Origin of the sequence: Acidiphilium cryptum JF-5, assembly GCF_000016725.1 — a bacterium.
Taxonomy (GTDB): domain Bacteria; phylum Pseudomonadota; class Alphaproteobacteria; order Acetobacterales; family Acetobacteraceae; genus Acidiphilium; species Acidiphilium multivorum.
Genome location: NC_009484.1, coordinates 161,846 through 177,980 on the forward strand (window position 1 = coordinate 161,846; position 16,135 = coordinate 177,980).

Consider the following 16,135-nt stretch of genomic DNA (forward strand, 5'->3'; position numbering starts at 1 on the left):
GCATGGCCGTCGCCATTCCCCGCGCCGTCGCTGCCGACGGCACCGAACTGCATCTCGTGCCGATCCCGCCGGCACGCCTGCCACGCGTGCAGAAGCGAGATCTTGAACAGGCCTGGGAAGCCGCGCACCGCGCCGCCCGCGCCGGCGCCGAGGGGCCGCGCCGCGGCTTCCGCTTCGCCGGCGGCCCCGATGTCGTGCTGCGCGACCGCGATGCCAGGGTCTGGGCCTCCTCGGTCGACCATATCGCCGATCTCTCGACGGCGCATGGCGTCTCCGTCTGCCTCCGCCTGCTCGGCCTCGTCGCCCTGCTCGCCGGTGGCGGCTGGACCGCCCGTTTCGTGCGGTTCGACCGTGGAGCCGCAGAGCTCGACGGTGCGCTGCTCGGCGCCGCGGCCCGCACTGGCTTGACCGATACGGGCGCTCTCGACGAGAACGCCCTGCGCGCACAGCTGCTCCCGCGCGAATCCGAGGAAAACCCGCCATGCCGCGCCCCATCCTGACCCTGGCCCTGCTGATCCTGCCGCTCGCCGCCTGCACCTTCGGCGCGCCGCCGCCCGCCTCGCCCGCCGAGCAGGCCGACATCGCGGCCTGCACCCAGCAGGCCAATGCCTATGAGCGCGCGCACGACTATGCCTATCTCTCGCGCACCGACCAGTTCGCCACCCCGTTCCAGGGCACGCCCGACCAGGGCTCCCGGTTCGACCGCCTTGCAGAGATCCACGCTCGGCGGGACATGATCTCGCGCTGCGTGCGCAATGCGAATCCGGCCTATGTCGGCAGCGGCGCCGCCCTGCCCGAACCCACGATTGTCGGCCCCGCCCGGTAGCGCCGGGCCGCACCTCGTCCGATCGGATGACGCGGTATCGTCACCCCAGGGCGGTTCCGGTTGGCGCCAAACCGATCTAGTCTGCCGCGCGCCGCCGAAGATCAGGAGGAGCCGCGATGAAGCCGCTTGGCTATTCCATCGTCAATCGCTTCGACCCCGAGGCCCTGTTTGCCCCGAAGACCATCATGCTCTCGGGCGGCGACACGGCAGTCGGCCGATCGCTGCGCGCCTCGCTGGACGCCGCCGGCTTTCCGGGCGACGTCAGGGAACCGGGGGAGGGCGCGCAAACTGTCGATCTTGCGCTGATCGCCGATCCGCCCGAGGCGGTGCCCGGCGTCATCGCCGGCCTCGCCGGCCGCCTCCGCGGGGCGGCAGTGGTCTACGCCGCGGTCGACGGATTGCGGGAGGCAGCGCTGGCCGCCCGAGTGCGGGTCGTCGGCCCGCGTTCCTTCGGCATCGCCGCACCCGGGGCGCGGCTGAACGCCTTGCGCAGCCACATACCGCCGCCGCCCGGTCGGGTCGCGCTGCTCGGCCAGTCCCCCGCGCTAGCCCGCGCGGTGATCGACTGGGCGGCGCCCAACGGCATCGGCTTCTCCCATGTCGTCGGCATCGGCGGCAATGCGGATATCGGCTTCGGCCGGGTGCTCGACCATCTCTCGCGCGACCCCGGCACCGGCCCGATCCTGATGGAAATCGCCGGCCTGCGTGATCCGCGCCTGTTCCTCTCGGCCGCCCGCGCGGCGGCGCGCCTGCGTCCCATCGTCGCCATCGTTCCCGGCGCCCGGCTTGGCGATCCAAGCGGCATCGCGCTCGCCGGGTTCGAGGCCGCGCTGCGCCGTGCTGGCGTGATGCTGACCACCAGCCTCGGCGAATTTCTTGCAGCCGCCGAAACGCTCACCCGCGCCCGTCCGGCCCGCAGCGACAGTCTTGCGATCATCGGCAACAGTGTTGGCGCCTGTCGCCTCGCCGCCGACACCGCGCTCGCCGCCGGCATCGGCCTTGCAGCGCTGTCCGACGAAACCCGCCGTGTGCTCGGCCTGCTGCTCGGCGCTTCACCCGAGCCAGCCGGGCCGATCGCGCTACAGGACGCACCCGGCACCCGCCTTGCCGACGTCGCCGCCATGCTGGCCGCTTCCCCCGAGGTGGGTGGCGTGCTGGTCATCCATGCCCCCTCCGGCCCGGCGGACGATGCCGCGATCGCCGGGCTGATTGCCTGTTCCGGCAGCATCAAGGCGCCGCTGCTCGCCGCCGTGCTCGGCGAGACCACCGCCGCCCCGCAGCGCCGCCGGCTGGCCGAGGCCGGGGTCGCCGCCTTCGCCACGCCGGAACGTGCCGTCGAAGGGTTCGGCGACCTGCTCCGCCACCGCGCCATCCGCGCCGCCGCCCGCGAACTGCCGCCCTCCGCGGTGCTCGATGTCGCCCCCGACCGGGCCGCCGTCCATGCCGCCCTTTCTCTCGCCCGCAATGGTGGCCGCACCGCCCTGCCGCAGGATGCCGGCTTCGCCATTCTGCGGGCCTATGGCATCGAAACCGCCGCAACACGCATCGTCGACACGCCGGAACATGTGGCGGCGGCGGCCTCGTCGCTCGGCTTTCCGGTGGTGGTGAAGGTCTCCCACCCCGATCTCGCGCGGCGCCGCCCCGAAGGCAGCGTCTCGCTTGACCTACCGGACGCCGCTTCCGCTAGCGCGGCCGCCACGCTGATCACCGCCCGCCTGCGCCGCAGGGGCGAATTTCCCGAGGGGGCGCGCTTCCTCGTCCAGCGCCAGCTTCCTCGCGCCCGAGAGCTGCGCATCCTGGTCGGCGAGCAGCCCTTCGTCGGCCCCACCATCGGCTTCGGCCCCGGTGGTGGCGACGCCGCCGATACCTCACGCCTCGCCTTCGATCTCCCGCCCCTCAACCTGAAACTGGCCGAGGGACTGATCCTCCGCGCCGGCGGCAACGCGCTGCTGCGCCCCGCCCGCGGCCTGGACGAGGCGGATCGCGCCGCGGTCGCCGGCACCCTGGTCCGCATCAGCCAGCTCGTCGTCGACTGGCCGGAAATCGAGCGCCTGGAAATCGACCCGCTCTTCGCCACCGGCGCCGGCGTCATCGCCGCCAATGTGCGGATCACGCTGCACGCGCCCGGCGAGCGTCGCCAGCCGCTGCCGATCACGCCCTATCCCGCCCATCTCGCCCACACGATGACGCTGAAAGGCAGGGGCTTCCAGATCCGCCCGATCCGCCCGGAAGACGCCGCCGCCCATCAGCGCCTGTTCTCCCGCCTCACGCCGGAGGATGTCCGCTTCCGGTTCTTCTCTGCCGTGCGCCAGCTTACGCCCGAGCAGGTGGTCCGCCTCACCGAGGTCGATTACGGCCGCGAACTCGCCCTGATCGCAGTCGAAACCGCCACCGGCGAGACAGTCGGCGTCGCCCGCCTGGTCCGCTCCGATACCGACGGCACCGAGGGCGAGTTCGCCGTCCTCGTCGAGGGTGCGGCGAAGGGCGTCGGCCTCGGCTCGGCGCTGATGCGCGACCTGATCGACTGGGCGCGCGACGAGGGTGTTGTCGACATCATCGGTCAGGTTCTGGCCGACAACCACCCGATGCTCGCCTTCATCCGTCATCTCGGCTTCGCGATCGCCCATGTTCCCGGCGAGGAGGATGTCGTGGAAGCAAGGCTGCGTCTCACCTGATCGCGCGGGCTTGCCGCCGGTCCGCTTATCGCGTTGATGGAGGCCATGAGCGACATCGCCCGTCCGTCATCGCCGGTCTCCGGCTTCCTGTCACGTCCGAACGCCCCGGTCCTCGTCCTGCTTTCGGTGACCGTGATCTGGGGCTGGACGTTCCTGCTCACCCGCCTGTCGCTGCTCTTCATCGGGCCGTATGCCTTTGTCGGCTGGCGCTTCGGCGTTGCCGCACTCGCCGTCGTGCTCGTCACCCGCCCGCATCCGGCGAGCTTCAACCGGATGGAGATCACCGGCGGCATCACCATCGGTCTTGTTCTCTTCCTCGGCTACGGTCTGCAGGCGGACGGGCTGCGCACCGTGGCGAGCGGCGAATCCGCCTTCCTTACCGCGCTCTACGTGCCGATGGTCCCGCTGCTCGAATTCCTGATCTTCCGCCGCCGTCCCGGCCTGTTCGCGACAGCTGGCCTCGTGCTCGCCTTCGTCGGCCTCGTCCTGGTCTCCGGCATGACCGGCCTGTCGCTCGCCTTCGACCGCGGCCAGTGGCTCACCCTCGGCGGCGCGCTGGGGGCGGCGCTCGAAATCGTGCTGATCGGCCATAGCGCGCTCGCCGCCGATCCGCGCCGTATCGCCATCGTCCAACTGGCCACCGTCAGCGTGATCTCCTTCGCCGTCGAGGCGGTGCGCGGCGGCATCATGATCACCACCCGTGCCTTTCCCTTCGCGGCGATGACCGGCATGGGCCTCGCCACCGCCTTCGTCCTGGTCGCGCAGAACTGGGCGCAGCGCAGCATCCCGGCCAACCGGGCGACGCTGATCTACACGCTGGAGCCGGTCTGGGCCGGGCTTGTGGGTGCTGCCTTTGGCGAGATATTTGCCCCTGCCCAGGTGCTCGGTGGCGTGCTGATCATCGCCAGCGTGGTGCTCAGCCAGTGGAAATCCTGAAGCCGCGCCCCGTAAGCGCAAAAAACCCGGCACCGGGCGGCGCCGGGTCTTCCCTTGAAAGTCAAGCCTCAGCGCGTCGGCGTCGGCGGGTTGGTGGAATAGTCGTAGAAGCCGCGCCCGGTCTTGCGGCCAAGCCAGCCGGCCTCGACATAGTTCACCAGCAGCGGGCAGGGGCGATACTTGTCCTCGCCGAGCCCGGCATGCAGCACGCGCATCACTTCCAGCGCGACATCGAGCCCGACCAGATCGCACAGCGTCAGCGGCCCCATCGGATGCCCGGCACCGAGCTTCATGCCGTTGTCGATCGAGACCACGTCGCCGATCCCCTCGTGCAGCGCGAAGATCGCCTCGTTGAGCATCGGCACCAGGATGCGATTGACGATGAAGCCCGGCATGTCCTGTGCTGCGATGGTGATCTTGCCCATCCGCTTTGCCAGGTCTTCGACCGCGGCAACCGTCGCATCCGCCGTCTCCAGCCCGCTTATCACCTCGACAAGCTTCATCATCGGCACCGGGTTGAAGAAATGCATGCCGACGAACCGCTCCGCGATCCCCGACGCCCGGCCGAGCTTCGTGATCGAAATCGACGAGGTGTTCGAGGCGAGGATCGCGTGCGGCGCGAGATGCGGGATCACCTGGGCATAGACCGCGCGCTTGATCTCCTCGCGCTCCGGCACCGCCTCGATCACCATGTCGCATTTCGCAAAAGCGTCATGCGTGGTCATGGGCGAGACGCGGGCGAGGGCGGCTGCCTCGGCCGCCGCGTCGATCGTGCCCTTCTGCACCTGGCGCTCGAGGTTCTTCCGCATGGTCGCCATGCTCTTCTCCAGCACCGCCTGCGCGGTGTCGACGAGCACGACATCGAGCCCGGACAGGGCGGCGACATGCGCGATGCCGTTGCCCATCGCGCCCGCGCCGAGCACGCCGAGAGTCCTGATCTCCATCTACTTTTCCTTCCGCCTGAAACACAGGCCGGGCTAGCCTTTATGGCCGCCCGGCGCCTTGATGTCGCTCAAGCCCGCAGGGCTCAGCCGAGCTCCTTCTGCAACTCCGGCAGCACTGTGAACAGGTCGCCCACCAGGCCGTAATCGGCCACCTGGAAGATCGGCGCGTCCTCGTCCTTGTTGATCGCGACGATGACCTTGGAATCCTTCATGCCCGCGAGATGCTGGATCGCGCCGGAAATGCCGACCGCCATGTAGAGGTCGGGGGCGACGATCTTGCCGGTCTGCCCCACCTGGTAGTCGTTCGGCACGAACCCGGCATCGACCGCCGCACGCGAGGCGCCCACCGCGGCCCCCAGCCGGTCGGCGATCGGGTCGAGCAGCTTGCCGAAATTCTCGCCGTTCTGCATGCCGCGCCCGCCGGAAACCACGATCCGCGCCGCCGTCAGCTCCGGCCGCTCGCTCTTCGAAAGCTCGGCGCCGACGAAGCTCGAACCACCGGCGTCGACCCCGACCTCGATCGTCTCGATCGCCGCCGCTCCGCCTTCGGCCGGTGCGGGATCGAAGCTCGCCGCGCGCACGGTGATGAGCTTCTTCGCGTCGGCGGATTTCACCGTTGCCATCGCGTTGCCGGCATAGATCGGGCGGACGAAGGTGTCGGCATCCACCACCCCGGCGATGTCGCTGATCGGCTGCACGTCGAGCAGGGCTGCGGCGCGGGGCATCACGTTCTTGCCGGTCGCGGTGGAGGCGGCGAGGACATGCGTGTAATTGCCGGCGAGTTTCACGATCAGGTCGGCCAGCGGCTCGGCCAGCGCGTGCGCCAGCGCCTTGCTGTCCGCGACCAGCACCTTGTCCACCCCGGCGATCGCGGCGGCTTCCTGCGCTGCGCCCCCCACGTTTTCGCCAGCGACCAGCGCATGCACCGTGCCGAGCTTCGCCGCCGCCGCAACCGCGCTGCGCGCCGGCTGCTTCACATGCGCGCCGTCGTGCTCGATGAGAACCAGAACCTCTGCCATGATCAGATCACCTTCGCTTCGTTGCGCAGTTTCTCGACGAGTTCGGCCACCGAGCCGACCTTGACCCCGGCCTTGCGCTGCGGCGGCTCGGCCACCTTCAGCGTGGTCAGCCGTGGCGCCGGGTCGACGCCGAGATCTTCCGGCTTCACCGTCTCGATCGGCTTCTTGCGCGCTTTCATGATGTTCGGCAGCGAGGCGTAGCGCGGCTCGTTCAGCCGCAGATCCGCCGTCACCACCGCCGGCAGCTTCAGCGCGACCGTCTCCAGCCCGCCATCCACCTCACGCGTCACCGTCACCGTGCCGTCGGCGATCGCGACCTTGCTGGCGAAGGTGCCCTGCGGCCAGCCGAGCAGAGCGGCGAGCATCTGGCCGGTGGCGTTCATGTCGTCGTCGATCGCCTGCTTGCCCATGATCACGAGGTCGGCCTGCTCGCGCGTCACCAGCGCCTTGAGCATCTTCGCCACCGCCAGCGGCTGCAGTTCGGCCTCGGTCTCGACCAGGATGCCCCGGTCGGCCCCCATCGCCAGCGCCGTGCGGATCGTCTCCTGGCAGGCGCTCACCCCCATCGACACCGCGACGATCTCGGTTGCCACGCCCTTTTCCTTGAGCCGCACCGCCTCCTCGACCGCGATTTCGTCGAACGGGTTCATCGACATCTTCACGCCGGCAAGCTCGACCCCGCTGCCATCCGATTTCACCCGGACCTTCACATTGTAATCAACCACACGCTTTACAGGCACCAGCAGCTTCATGGTCACTCCACAGGTTTGGCGTTTCGCGTCGCTGTCGTTTGCTGGATGATCTATGGGGCGTCGTTCGGCAAGTCAATCTTTGCGGACGCTTCCTGACGTTTGCGTCATGGTTTCGCCGGCGCTTCCGGCGGCCCGATGCCGAACAGGTCGCGGATGAATCCCGGCGCCAGTGCGGAAACCGGATTGACCACGACCCTTGGCGCGCCAAATGGCCCGACCACGGTATAGCGCGCGGCGAACAGCCCGCCGCCTTTCTCCGGGCTGAACAGCCGGCCGATCAGCGGAATCCGGCCGGGCAGGGTGTTCAGCGCATAGGCGGGCACGATCGTCCCGGACAGGTCGTAGCGCTTCCGCGCAAGGTCGATCTGCCCCGTGGTGGTGAAGCCGAGCGAGGGCGACCATGCCCGCGCCCCGCCGAGCGTCACCACCTCGCCTGACATGGTGAACGGCGCCACCAGTCGGGTGAAGGCGAGTCCCGGCCCGGAGGTCGCCGCCGGCATGCCGTAGATGGTCAGCGCCTGCAGCACCTTTGCCATCACCGGCACCTCGGTCAGGCGGAAATCGTCGATGCCAAGGCGCCCTTTCGTAAGACCCCCCTGCCGTGTTGCATCGAGCGTGAGCGTGCCGCCGTTCACACCTCCGGTAGCACCCGTCGCCGCCAGCAGCGCCCCCGCGTCCGGCGCGTCGAGGCGGATCCGCGTCAACCCGCCGGCGCGGCGATAGGTCAGCCGCCCGGTTTGCCGCGGCCCCTGGGCAAGTGTCGCCTCGAGCCCGGTGAGGCGGTCGCCATCCCCGGTCGCGGCGAGTTGCGTCGCGCCGAGTAACGGCGCTGGCGCGGCGTGCAGCCGCAACTGGGCGAACGCTCCATTCAACGCCCAGACCGGGCCGGATGCCGGGCGCGGCGCGGCCGCCGCCGTGCCGGCTTGCGCACGGGCTTGCGCGATCAGCGCGGAAAGATCCAGCGTTCCGCCGGAGAGCGAAATCCGCCAGGGCGCGCCGAGCCGGGCCGGCGGCGCCACCGAGCCGCGCGCCCGCAACCGGCCGAGCCGTGCCATGGCAACGGCGAAGCGCCCCGCCCGCCGCACGCCGTCGAACAGCAGCCCCGGCGCCTCCACATGCGCCGCTTCCAGCCCGCCGAACGGGCCGCCACCGCTCAACCCGATCCGCAACGTCGCCCGGCCGGGTTGCCCCGCCGCCTTGTGCCAGCCGAACGCGGGAGCGGCCAACGTCGCGCCGGTCAGGTCGGCGCCGATTTCCAACACACCGCCGCCCGCCTGGTCGCGATAGGTCACCGTCAGCGGCGCCGCCCCCGACCGCCAGGCGGCGACCGGCAGGCCCATCCGCGCCAAAGCCAGACGTGTGGCGTTGGCCTTGGCCTCGAGCGTGAGCGGCCCGCCAGGCAGCGTCATCGCCGCCGTGAAGCGCGTCGCGGTCGCCGCAACGCGCCCGTTGCCATGCAGGGCGAGATGGTGTGGATCGACCTCCAGCGCCGCGCTGCCGTCTTCGAGTGCCAGTCCCGCGAACGGCAGCGGCAGATGTACGGCGGTCAGAGCCGCATCGGCCCTGATCGCGATATCCGCGAGCGCCAGCCGGCGCTTCAGCGGCACGCTCGCATGGATCGTCGCCGCCATTTGTCCCGTTGCCCGGTCGAGCTTCAGGGCGGTCGTCTTCAGCCGTAGCGGCGGCTTGCGCAGCAGGCCCAGCGCGTCGGCCAGCCCGCCTGTGGCATGGGCGCCGATGGTTGCCGTCTGGTCGTGCCGGCTGAGCGTGGTGATCCGCATGTTCCCACGCAGTGCGAGACCGTCGAGCCGCCCCGCGGTCGCATCGATGTCGAGCGAATCATCGGCTGCGAAATGCAGTTTACCGGCAAGGGCCGTCATCGCCGGCGCACCGGGAAACCAGTCGAGCGTCACGCCGCTGGCCGCGAACTCGCCCGTCACCGCCCCCGGCGCCAGTTTTCCGGTCGCGAGGTCGAAGACAGCATGGAACCGCCCGTCCCGCGCCACTCCCGCCTTGATGTGCCGGGTGACATAGTGCCGCGCGTCGCGCAGCAGGCCCTGCGGCCAGTAGCGCGTCAGGTCGGTCGCCGAAACCTGATCGACCGTCGCATCGATCGCGGCGGGCAGGGCGCCGCGCAGCGCGATCTGCCCCCGCAGCCGCACCGCCGGTCCCGCTGTCCCGTTCGGTCCAGCAAGATCGATGCGCGCATCTGACAGCAATACCTCATTCCGCGTCGCCACCGCGTGGGCCTGCAGGCCGGCGATCGGCACCTGCCCGGTACCCGCCGCAATGCCGCCGGCGGCTGCGCTGACGCCGAGATCGAGCTCCGGTGTCGTGAACCGGCCCACCGGCCACGATGCCGCCAGCATCACCGGCAGGTCGACCGCGGTGAACGGGCTGCCGGGTTTCATCAGCCGCCCCGGATCGAACGGGCCGAGCAATGCGGTCACCCGTCCCGCGCCGGCATCCCCCGCGATCGTCAGGCCGAGCGGGATCACCTCGCCGCCATTGTGGAAATCGGCGCTTGCAGCCCCCCCCATCCGCCCGCCCGGATGGCGGGTAAAGACCAGCGCGCCATCGGTCGCCACCAGCTCCGGTAGCGCGCCGACGGGCTCGATTGCCACATGCGCGTCGGCAATGCGGATCGCCCGGAGCGCCGAAAGATCGAGCAAGCCGGTGCGCGGCGATTGAGAAATCAGCGCGAGCAGTTCGCCCACCGCCTCGGGCGGCGCGGCCAGCCCGCCGGGCGCCTGTAGCGCGGGGCGCAGCACGATGGCGGGATCATGCGCGATGATCCGGATCGGCGTGATCGCGCCCTTGATCAGTGCCGCGAGCGACAGCGTCACCCGCAGCGTCGAGATCCGCGCCGCGACGACCCCCGAGCGGTTGCGGATAGCGATGTCGGCGAGACGCAGGTCGATCGGCGCGCCGCCGCGCCGGAACCCTTCCCAGGCCAGCCCGGCCCGCCCAACCGTGACCGTCAGCCCCGGCTCGGCGGCACTTACCGCCGCCCCGATCCGCGCGGCGAGTGGCGGCAGGTCCACCGGCCCCTGGCCGAGCCGCCAGGCCGCGCCCCCCAGCAGCAGCAGCGCGACCAGCACCAGCGTGCCCGCCAGCCGCGCGCCGTGGTGCCCGACATGCCCGGCGACCCGCCCGGCTTGACGCAGCCGCCGCCTCATCGAACACTTCCGGCGGCATGAACGAGTTCCTGGCGCCGGCTTCCGGATTTCCGCCCCCCGCCGACACGCGGGCCGCCGCGTCGTTCGTCGCGGATTTCGCCGCCATCGGCGCCGCCGCGCGGCGCTTCGCCGATGCGGCGCCGGGCCGCGCCCTGCTCGACTGTCTCGGCGGCAATGCCCCGCATCTCGCCAATCTCGCCCTGCGCGAGTCCGATATTCCGCCGCGCGTGCTCGCCGAGGGCGCCGGCCCGGTGATGGACGAGGCGCTGGCCTTGCTGCGCGAAGCCGACCCGCTCGCCACCCGCGCCGCGATCGGCCGCATCCTGCGCGAGGTCAAGCGCCGCGCAGCACTGGCCATCGCGCTGGCCGACCTGTCGGGCGCCTGGGGCGTCGAGCAGGTCACCGCCGCGCTGTCCGACCTTGCGGATGCCAGCATCGGCCTCGCACTGCGGCATCTGCTGCGTCATCTGCACGAGCGCGGCACCATAAGCCTGCCCGATCCGGCGGACCCCGAACGGGCTAGCCGCTTCGCCGTGCTGGGCATGGGCAAGCTCGGCGCGCGCGAGCTGAACTATTCGAGCGATATCGACCTCGTGCTGCTGTTCGATCCTTCATCTTCCGTTTACCGGGACGATTCGCAATCCGCCATGGCGCGCCTCGCGCGCGATCTCGTTCCGCTGCTCACCGAGCGCGATGCGGATGGCATGGTCTTCCGCGTCGATCTGCGCCTGCGCCCCGACCCCGCCGCCACCCCGCCGGTCGTCAGCCTCGCCGCCGCGCTCAGCTACTACGAAAGCCAGGGCCGCACCTGGGAGCGCGCCGCGTTTTCCAAGGCAAGGCCGGTCGCCGGTGACCGCGATTTCGGCGCATCCTTCCTCGAGCAGATTCGCCCCTTCATCTGGCGCCGCAATCTCGATTTTGCCGCCGTCGCCGAAATCCACGAGATGAAGCGGCGGATCGACCAGCGCCGGCGCGACGCCCCCGGCCGCATCGCCGGGCGCGACGTCAAGCTCGGCCGCGGCGGCATCCGCGAGATCGAGTTCATCGTGCAGACGCTGGAACTGGTCTGGGGTGGGCACGAGCCGGCGCTGCGCATCCCGGCGACGCTGCCGGCCCTGCGCGCGCTCGCCGCCGCCGGCCATCTGCCGCGCGCCGCCGCGCGCGACCTCGCCGCCGCCTATCGCGCGCTCCGCCAGGTCGAGCACCGGTTACAGATGGTCGAGGACCGCCAGACCCATACCCTGCCCGAAACCGAGGCCGGCCTCGCCCGCTTCGCCACCTTCATGAACATGCCAGATGCCGCGCGCTTCGCAGCATGGCTCGATGCGGTCTGCGAGACGGTGAACGCCATCTTCGCCGATTTCTTCGATACCGATCCCGGCAGTGGCAAAGACGGCGCGCCCGATCCCGGCGAGTCCGGCGCCGCTCCCGACGCGTTCGCCGGCCAGGCGCAGTCGCTCGGCTTCGCCGATCCGCAACATCTCGCGGTCAGGCTCCGCCTCTGGCGCAACGGCACGCTGCCAGCGCTGCGCACCGCCCGCGCCCGCGAACTGCTCGATTCGATCATGCCCGCGCTCCTGCGCGCCCTCGGCCGCCAGACCGACCCCGATCTCGCCTTCCGCCGGTTCGACCGGATGCTGGAACGCCAGAGCGCCGGCGTCAGCCTGCTCTCGCTGTTTCAGCACAACCCCGCACTGCTCGACCGGCTGGCGACCGTCCTCGGCGCTGCCCCGCCGCTCGCCGACCATCTCGCCAGCCATCCCGGCGCGCTCGATGCGCTGCTCGCCCCGGTTGCCCGCTTCACCCGCCCCGGCCCGGCGCTGCGCCGCCTGCTGCGCGACGCCGCCGATCTCGAAACCGCGCTCGACACGCTGCGCCGCTTCGTCCGGCGCGAGGAGTTCCACCTCGCGGTCGCGACGCTGGAGCGCCGCATCGGCGCCGACCAGGCCTCGCTCTGGCGCACCGACCTCGCCGATGCCGCGCTGGCCGCGCTGCTGCCGCGGGTGATGGCCGATTTCGCCGCCCGCCACGGCCGGGTGCGGGGCGGGCGCTTCGCCATCGTCGCCCTCGGCCGCGTCGGCGCGCGCGAGATGCAGCCCGGCTCCGATCTTGACCTGATGCTGATCTACGACCACCCGCCCGAAGCCGCCGCCGCCCGCCTGCCGCCCAGCCAGTATTTCCTGCGTCTCGCCCATGCGCTGGTCGCTGCCATCACCGCTCCCGGTGCCGAGGGGGCGATCTACGCGGTCGACATGCGGCTCCGCCCCTCCGGCAACAAGGGGCCGGTCGCCGTCTCGCTCGCCGCCTTCCGCCGCTACCACGCCGAGGAAGCCTGGACGTGGGAACGCCTGGCGCTGACCCGTGCGCGCGTGCTCGCCGCCACTCGCGGCTTCGCGCCGGTGGTCGATGCCGAAATCCGCGCCGCCCTTGCGCGCGATATCCCGCCCGCGACCACGTGCGCCGACACGGTGGCGATGCGCGCCCGCCTCGCGCGCGATGCGCCGCCCGCCGGCCCGTTCGACCTCAAGCACCGCGCCGGCGGCATGATGGAGCTCGGCTTCATCGCCGAGGCGCTGCAACTCGTCCATTTCCGCGGCGCGCCCTCGCGGTTCCGCCAGCGCACCGCCGAGGCGCTGGCGGAACTTGAGGCCTGCGGCGCGCTCGACCCCGCCGAGGCCGGCGCGCTCGCGGCGGCAGACCGATGGTATCGCGCCGTGCAGGCCATGCGCCGCATCACCGGCCTCGCCGATCCCCGCCCGGACTCTCCGAAATCCGCCCTTGCCCCCATTCTCGCCGCCGCCGGCGCGCTTGATTTCGACGGGATCATCGCCACGATGGAGGCGCAGGCCGCCGTCGTCCGCACGTCCTTCGTGCGCCATCTCGGCGATCCGCGCGGCATCACCAATCCACGAGGAGACACAGCATGAGCGTTGCCGAAGGCGACCAGGCGCCGGATTTCACCCTGCCCGCGACCGGCGGGCGCACCGTTTCGCGGGCCGGATACAAGGGCAGGCCCTTCATTCTCTATTTCTATCCGAAGGCCGACACGCCCGGCTGCACCAAGGAGGCCTGCGCCTTCCAGGAGGCGCTGCCGGCACTCGGCGGCATCGGTATCGACGTCATCGGCGTCTCGAAGGACAAGATGCCGGCGCTGGAGAAATTCGCCGCCAAATACAATCTTGCCTTCCCGCTCGCCTCCGACGAATCCGGTGCCGTGGTCGAGGCCTTCGGCGCCTGGGTCGAGAAGTCGATGTATGGCCGCAAATACATGGGGATCGACCGCTCGACCTTCCTCGTCGGGGCGGATGGCCGCATCGCGAAAGCATGGCGCGGCGTGAAGGTGCCCGGCCACGCCAAGGCGGTGATGGACGCCGCCGCCGCACTTCAGAAGGCATGACCCCGCCTGGCGGGGCCACCGGCGCCACGGATCGTGATGCCCGGCTTGCGCCCCGCCGCATTGCGCGTCGCCAACCGCTCCGGCATATCCGCAGCATGACATCGCACCGGCGTTACGGTCTCTTTCTCGCCCTTGCCGCTTTCGCCGCCCTCGGCACCGCTTATTTCGCCCAGGACGTGCTGCGGATGATCCCATGTCCGCTCTGCTATATCGAGCGCTGGCCCTGGCGCATCGCCGCCGCCCTCGGCATTCTCGCGGCGATCCTGCCGCGCCTGCCGGCACGAGTGCTGATCAGCCTCGCTGCGCTGGCGCTCTTCGTCAACGTGGCGATCGCCTTCGTCCATGTCGGCGCCGAGCAGCACTGGTGGAAGAGCCCGCTGCCGGAATGCAACGCGCCGCCGCCCTCCTTCGGCGCCAACCTGCCGCTCCGCCCTTCCGCCTCGTGCGACGCGCCGGTCTTCCTCATCCCCGGCCTGCCGATCTCCTTCGCGACGATGGACCTGATCTGGTCGCTGGTAGTGGCGCTGGCGGCAAGTGCGCATATCTTCCGCGATAGACGGAGCAACGCATGAGCAAAGACATCGACTATCTCCCCGGCGATCGTCCGCCGCGCGCGGAAATCGCCCGCATGATCCGGGTTGACCATGCCGGCGAGTTCGGTGCCAAGCAGATCTATGCCGGCCAGCTCGCCGTGCTCGGCCGCGGGCGCCACGGCGACACGTTGCGCCATATGAAGGCGCAGGAGCAGGTCCATCTCGACACGTTCTCGCGCCTGATCGGCGAGCGCCGGGTGCGCCCGACGGCGCTGCTGCCGCTTTGGCGCATCGCCGGCTTCGCCCTCGGCGCCGCCACCGCGGCGATGGGCCCGCGCGCTGCCATGGCCTGCACCGTCGCCGTCGAGGAAACCATCGATGCGCATTACGCCGCCCAGCGCGACCGCCTAGGCGATGCGGAGCCCGAGCTTTCCGCGACGATTGAGACCTTCCGCCAGGAGGAGCTGGAACACCGCGATATCGGCCTTGCCAACGAGGCCGAGCAGGCGCCGTTCTACCGTTTGCTCTCGGGCACCATCCGCGCCGGCTGCCGCGCTGCCATCGCGATCAGCGAACGGATCTGAGCAGCCGCGCGCCCCAACGAAAGGGCAAGGCGGTTGGCAGCGGCGCCCGGCCGTCCTACATCTCGATGCATGAGCAGCACGGAACGCTTCGAGCAGGATCTCGTCAGGGCCGCCTTCGAGCTGGGCGCCGCACAGGGGTGGCGCCGCGTCTCCGTCGCCGCCGCCGCGCGCCATGGCGGGCTGGATCTCGACCGCGCCCGCCGCAGCTTCGCCTGCACCGGCATGATCCTCGCCCGCTTCGGCCGCCTTGCCGACATGCACGCCCTTCACGGGGCCGCGACGGATGGAGCGGTGCGCGACCGATTGTTCGATCTCATCATGCGCCGGATCGACTTTCTTCAGCAGCATCGCGCCGGCGTGATCGCCCTGATGCGCCACGCCCCCACGGACCCGCTGCTCGCCTGCTGGCTCACCCGCGCCAATCTCGCCGCGATGGGCTGGATGCTGGAAGGCGCGGGCATTTCCTCCGCCGGCTTGCGCGGCGCCATCCGCAAGCGCGGCCTGCTCGCCGTCTGGGCCTGGACGCTACGCGCCTGGCTGCGCGACGAGTCCGAGGACCTGTCCGCCACCATGGCCGCGCTCGATGTCGCGCTGATGCGTGCCGAGCAGGCCGCCCTGCAATTCGCTGGGCTCCCCCGCGCGCCGGTGGCAGCCGATCCCGCCGGCGACGCGCCGTTCACCCCCGACCCTGACCTTTCTGACGAAGCGGCGGACAACGCATAGCCCCTCGCGATTTCACAGTGCCGGGTCTAGACTTGCGCGGGGTAGAAAGTACTGCCCCACAGCCCCATGAGAGGAGTCATTCCATGGCCGAATCCCCCAAATCCAAGCATGGCGCCGAGCATAACCCGATGTCGGCCTTCATGCCGGATTTCGACTTCACCAAGGCGTTCAGTTCCATCAAGGTCCCTGCGATGGCGGATGCGGAGGTTGTGCTCGCCGCCTATCGCCGCAATCTCGAGGCGCTGTCGGAGGCCAACCGCGTCGCCCTCGAGGGGGCCCAGGCGGTAGCGCGCCGGCACATGGAAATCATGCAGAAAACCATGGCCGACCTCTCCGAACAACTCCGCAACCTGTCCTCCGTTTCCACCCCGCAGGACCGTGCGGCGCAACAGGCCGAACTGCTCAAGCACGCCTATGAGAGCGCGGTGGCCAACATGCGCGACCTTGGCGACCTCATCCAGCGCTCCAGCCACGACGCAGTGGAAACCCTCAACAAGCGCTTCTCCGAGGCGATGGACGAGATGAAACATCTCGTCGAACCCAAGAAGAAATCGTGACCGCTCCGCT

Annotated in this window: 14 protein-coding genes; 10 read left to right on the forward strand and 4 right to left on the reverse strand. The window is 70.6% G+C overall.

The annotated features are described in order from the left end of the window. Nucleotides 1-2: 2 nt before the first annotated feature. From ACRY_RS03145 to ACRY_RS03160, 4 genes are all read left to right on the forward strand, one after another. Nucleotides 3-500, forward strand: coding sequence for a hypothetical protein (locus ACRY_RS03145; protein ID WP_007422441.1), 498 nt, complete (start codon nt 3-5; stop codon nt 498-500). Then, nucleotides 482-826, forward strand: a complete 345-nt coding sequence (locus tag ACRY_RS03150) for a hypothetical protein (protein ID WP_007422442.1) — start codon at nt 482-484, stop codon at nt 824-826. Before ACRY_RS03145 ends, ACRY_RS03150 begins: the two co-directional genes overlap by 19 nt. 116 nt (nt 827-942) lie before the next feature. Continuing rightward, nucleotides 943-3,501 (forward strand): bifunctional acetyl coenzyme A synthetase (ADP forming), alpha domain/GNAT family N-acetyltransferase, encoded by a 2,559-nt coding sequence (locus ACRY_RS03155; RefSeq protein ID WP_011941309.1) that lies wholly within the window; start codon nt 943-945, stop codon nt 3,499-3,501. A 45-nt stretch (nt 3,502-3,546) separates the two neighbouring features. Continuing rightward, entirely contained in the window at nt 3,547-4,437 is an 891-nt protein-coding gene (locus ACRY_RS03160) for a DMT family transporter (RefSeq protein ID WP_231295324.1), read from the forward strand. 68 nt (nt 4,438-4,505) lie between these two features. Here the strand turns inward: ACRY_RS03160 and ACRY_RS03165 are convergent, their stop codons facing one another. From ACRY_RS03165 to ACRY_RS03180, 4 genes are all read right to left on the reverse strand, one after another. After that, entirely contained in the window at nt 4,506-5,381 is an 876-nt protein-coding gene (locus tag ACRY_RS03165) for a 3-hydroxybutyryl-CoA dehydrogenase (RefSeq protein ID WP_011941311.1), read from the reverse strand. An 83-nt stretch (nt 5,382-5,464) separates the two neighbouring features. Next, nucleotides 5,465-6,400: an FAD-binding protein gene (locus tag ACRY_RS03170; protein WP_007422670.1), complete on the reverse strand. Its 936-nt coding sequence runs from the start codon at nt 6,398-6,400 to the stop codon at nt 5,465-5,467. A 2-nt stretch (nt 6,401-6,402) separates the two neighbouring features. Beyond that, nucleotides 6,403-7,152 (reverse strand): electron transfer flavoprotein subunit beta/FixA family protein, encoded by a 750-nt coding sequence (locus ACRY_RS03175; protein WP_007422669.1) that lies wholly within the window; start codon nt 7,150-7,152, stop codon nt 6,403-6,405. A gap of 104 nt (nt 7,153-7,256) precedes the next feature. Beyond that, entirely contained in the window at nt 7,257-10,331 is a 3,075-nt protein-coding gene (locus ACRY_RS03180; protein WP_011941312.1) for a DUF3971 domain-containing protein, read from the reverse strand. Nucleotides 10,332-10,348: 17 nt separating this feature from the next. Here ACRY_RS03180 and ACRY_RS03185 point away from each other — a divergent pair, with 17 nt between their 5' ends. From ACRY_RS03185 to ACRY_RS03210, 6 genes are all read left to right on the forward strand, one after another. After that, nucleotides 10,349-13,258 (forward strand): bifunctional [glutamine synthetase] adenylyltransferase/[glutamine synthetase]-adenylyl-L-tyrosine phosphorylase, encoded by a 2,910-nt coding sequence (locus ACRY_RS03185; RefSeq protein WP_011941313.1) that lies wholly within the window; start codon nt 10,349-10,351, stop codon nt 13,256-13,258. Beyond that, on the forward strand, nt 13,255-13,728 hold the full coding sequence (locus ACRY_RS03190) for a peroxiredoxin (protein WP_011941314.1): 474 nt from the start codon (nt 13,255-13,257) through the stop codon (nt 13,726-13,728). Before ACRY_RS03185 ends, ACRY_RS03190 begins: the two co-directional genes overlap by 4 nt. Nucleotides 13,729-13,823: 95 nt before the next feature. Then, the gene (locus tag ACRY_RS03195) at nt 13,824-14,300 is read left to right on the forward strand and encodes a disulfide bond formation protein B (protein ID WP_011941315.1); all 477 of its coding nucleotides are present in this window, start codon (nt 13,824-13,826) and stop codon (nt 14,298-14,300) included. Continuing rightward, entirely contained in the window at nt 14,297-14,845 is a 549-nt protein-coding gene (locus ACRY_RS03200) for a demethoxyubiquinone hydroxylase family protein (RefSeq protein ID WP_007423047.1), read from the forward strand. The genes ACRY_RS03195 and ACRY_RS03200 overlap by 4 nt, the downstream gene beginning before the upstream one ends. A 69-nt stretch (nt 14,846-14,914) precedes the next feature. Continuing rightward, nucleotides 14,915-15,568, forward strand: a complete 654-nt coding sequence (locus ACRY_RS03205) for a hypothetical protein (RefSeq protein ID WP_007423046.1) — start codon at nt 14,915-14,917, stop codon at nt 15,566-15,568. 83 nt (nt 15,569-15,651) lie between these two features. After that, nucleotides 15,652-16,125, forward strand: coding sequence for a phasin family protein (locus ACRY_RS03210; RefSeq protein ID WP_007423045.1), 474 nt, complete (start codon nt 15,652-15,654; stop codon nt 16,123-16,125). The last annotated feature ends 10 nt before the right edge of the window (nt 16,126-16,135 follow it).

Excerpts from the sequence above, each read along its gene's own strand:
- ACRY_RS03145 (WP_007422441.1), top strand. The coding sequence starts at position 3 with ATGGCCGTCGCCATTCCCCGCGCCGTCGCTGCCGACGGCACCGAACTG.
- ACRY_RS03150 (WP_007422442.1), top strand. The coding sequence starts at position 482 with ATGCCGCGCCCCATCCTGACCCTGGCCCTGCTGATCCTGCCGCTCGCC.
- ACRY_RS03155 (WP_011941309.1), top strand. The coding sequence starts at position 943 with ATGAAGCCGCTTGGCTATTCCATCGTCAATCGCTTCGACCCCGAGGCC.
- ACRY_RS03160 (WP_231295324.1), top strand. The coding sequence starts at position 3,547 with ATGAGCGACATCGCCCGTCCGTCATCGCCGGTCTCCGGCTTCCTGTCA.
- ACRY_RS03165 (WP_011941311.1), bottom strand. The coding sequence starts at position 5,381 with ATGGAGATCAGGACTCTCGGCGTGCTCGGCGCGGGCGCGATGGGCAAC.
- ACRY_RS03170 (WP_007422670.1), bottom strand. The coding sequence starts at position 6,400 with ATGGCAGAGGTTCTGGTTCTCATCGAGCACGACGGCGCGCATGTGAAG.
- ACRY_RS03175 (WP_007422669.1), bottom strand. The coding sequence starts at position 7,152 with ATGAAGCTGCTGGTGCCTGTAAAGCGTGTGGTTGATTACAATGTGAAG.
- ACRY_RS03180 (WP_011941312.1), bottom strand. The coding sequence starts at position 10,331 with ATGAGGCGGCGGCTGCGTCAAGCCGGGCGGGTCGCCGGGCATGTCGGG.
- ACRY_RS03185 (WP_011941313.1), top strand. The coding sequence starts at position 10,349 with ATGAACGAGTTCCTGGCGCCGGCTTCCGGATTTCCGCCCCCCGCCGAC.
- ACRY_RS03190 (WP_011941314.1), top strand. The coding sequence starts at position 13,255 with ATGAGCGTTGCCGAAGGCGACCAGGCGCCGGATTTCACCCTGCCCGCG.
- ACRY_RS03195 (WP_011941315.1), top strand. The coding sequence starts at position 13,824 with ATGACATCGCACCGGCGTTACGGTCTCTTTCTCGCCCTTGCCGCTTTC.
- ACRY_RS03200 (WP_007423047.1), top strand. The coding sequence starts at position 14,297 with ATGAGCAAAGACATCGACTATCTCCCCGGCGATCGTCCGCCGCGCGCG.
- ACRY_RS03205 (WP_007423046.1), top strand. The coding sequence starts at position 14,915 with ATGAGCAGCACGGAACGCTTCGAGCAGGATCTCGTCAGGGCCGCCTTC.
- ACRY_RS03210 (WP_007423045.1), top strand. The coding sequence starts at position 15,652 with ATGGCCGAATCCCCCAAATCCAAGCATGGCGCCGAGCATAACCCGATG.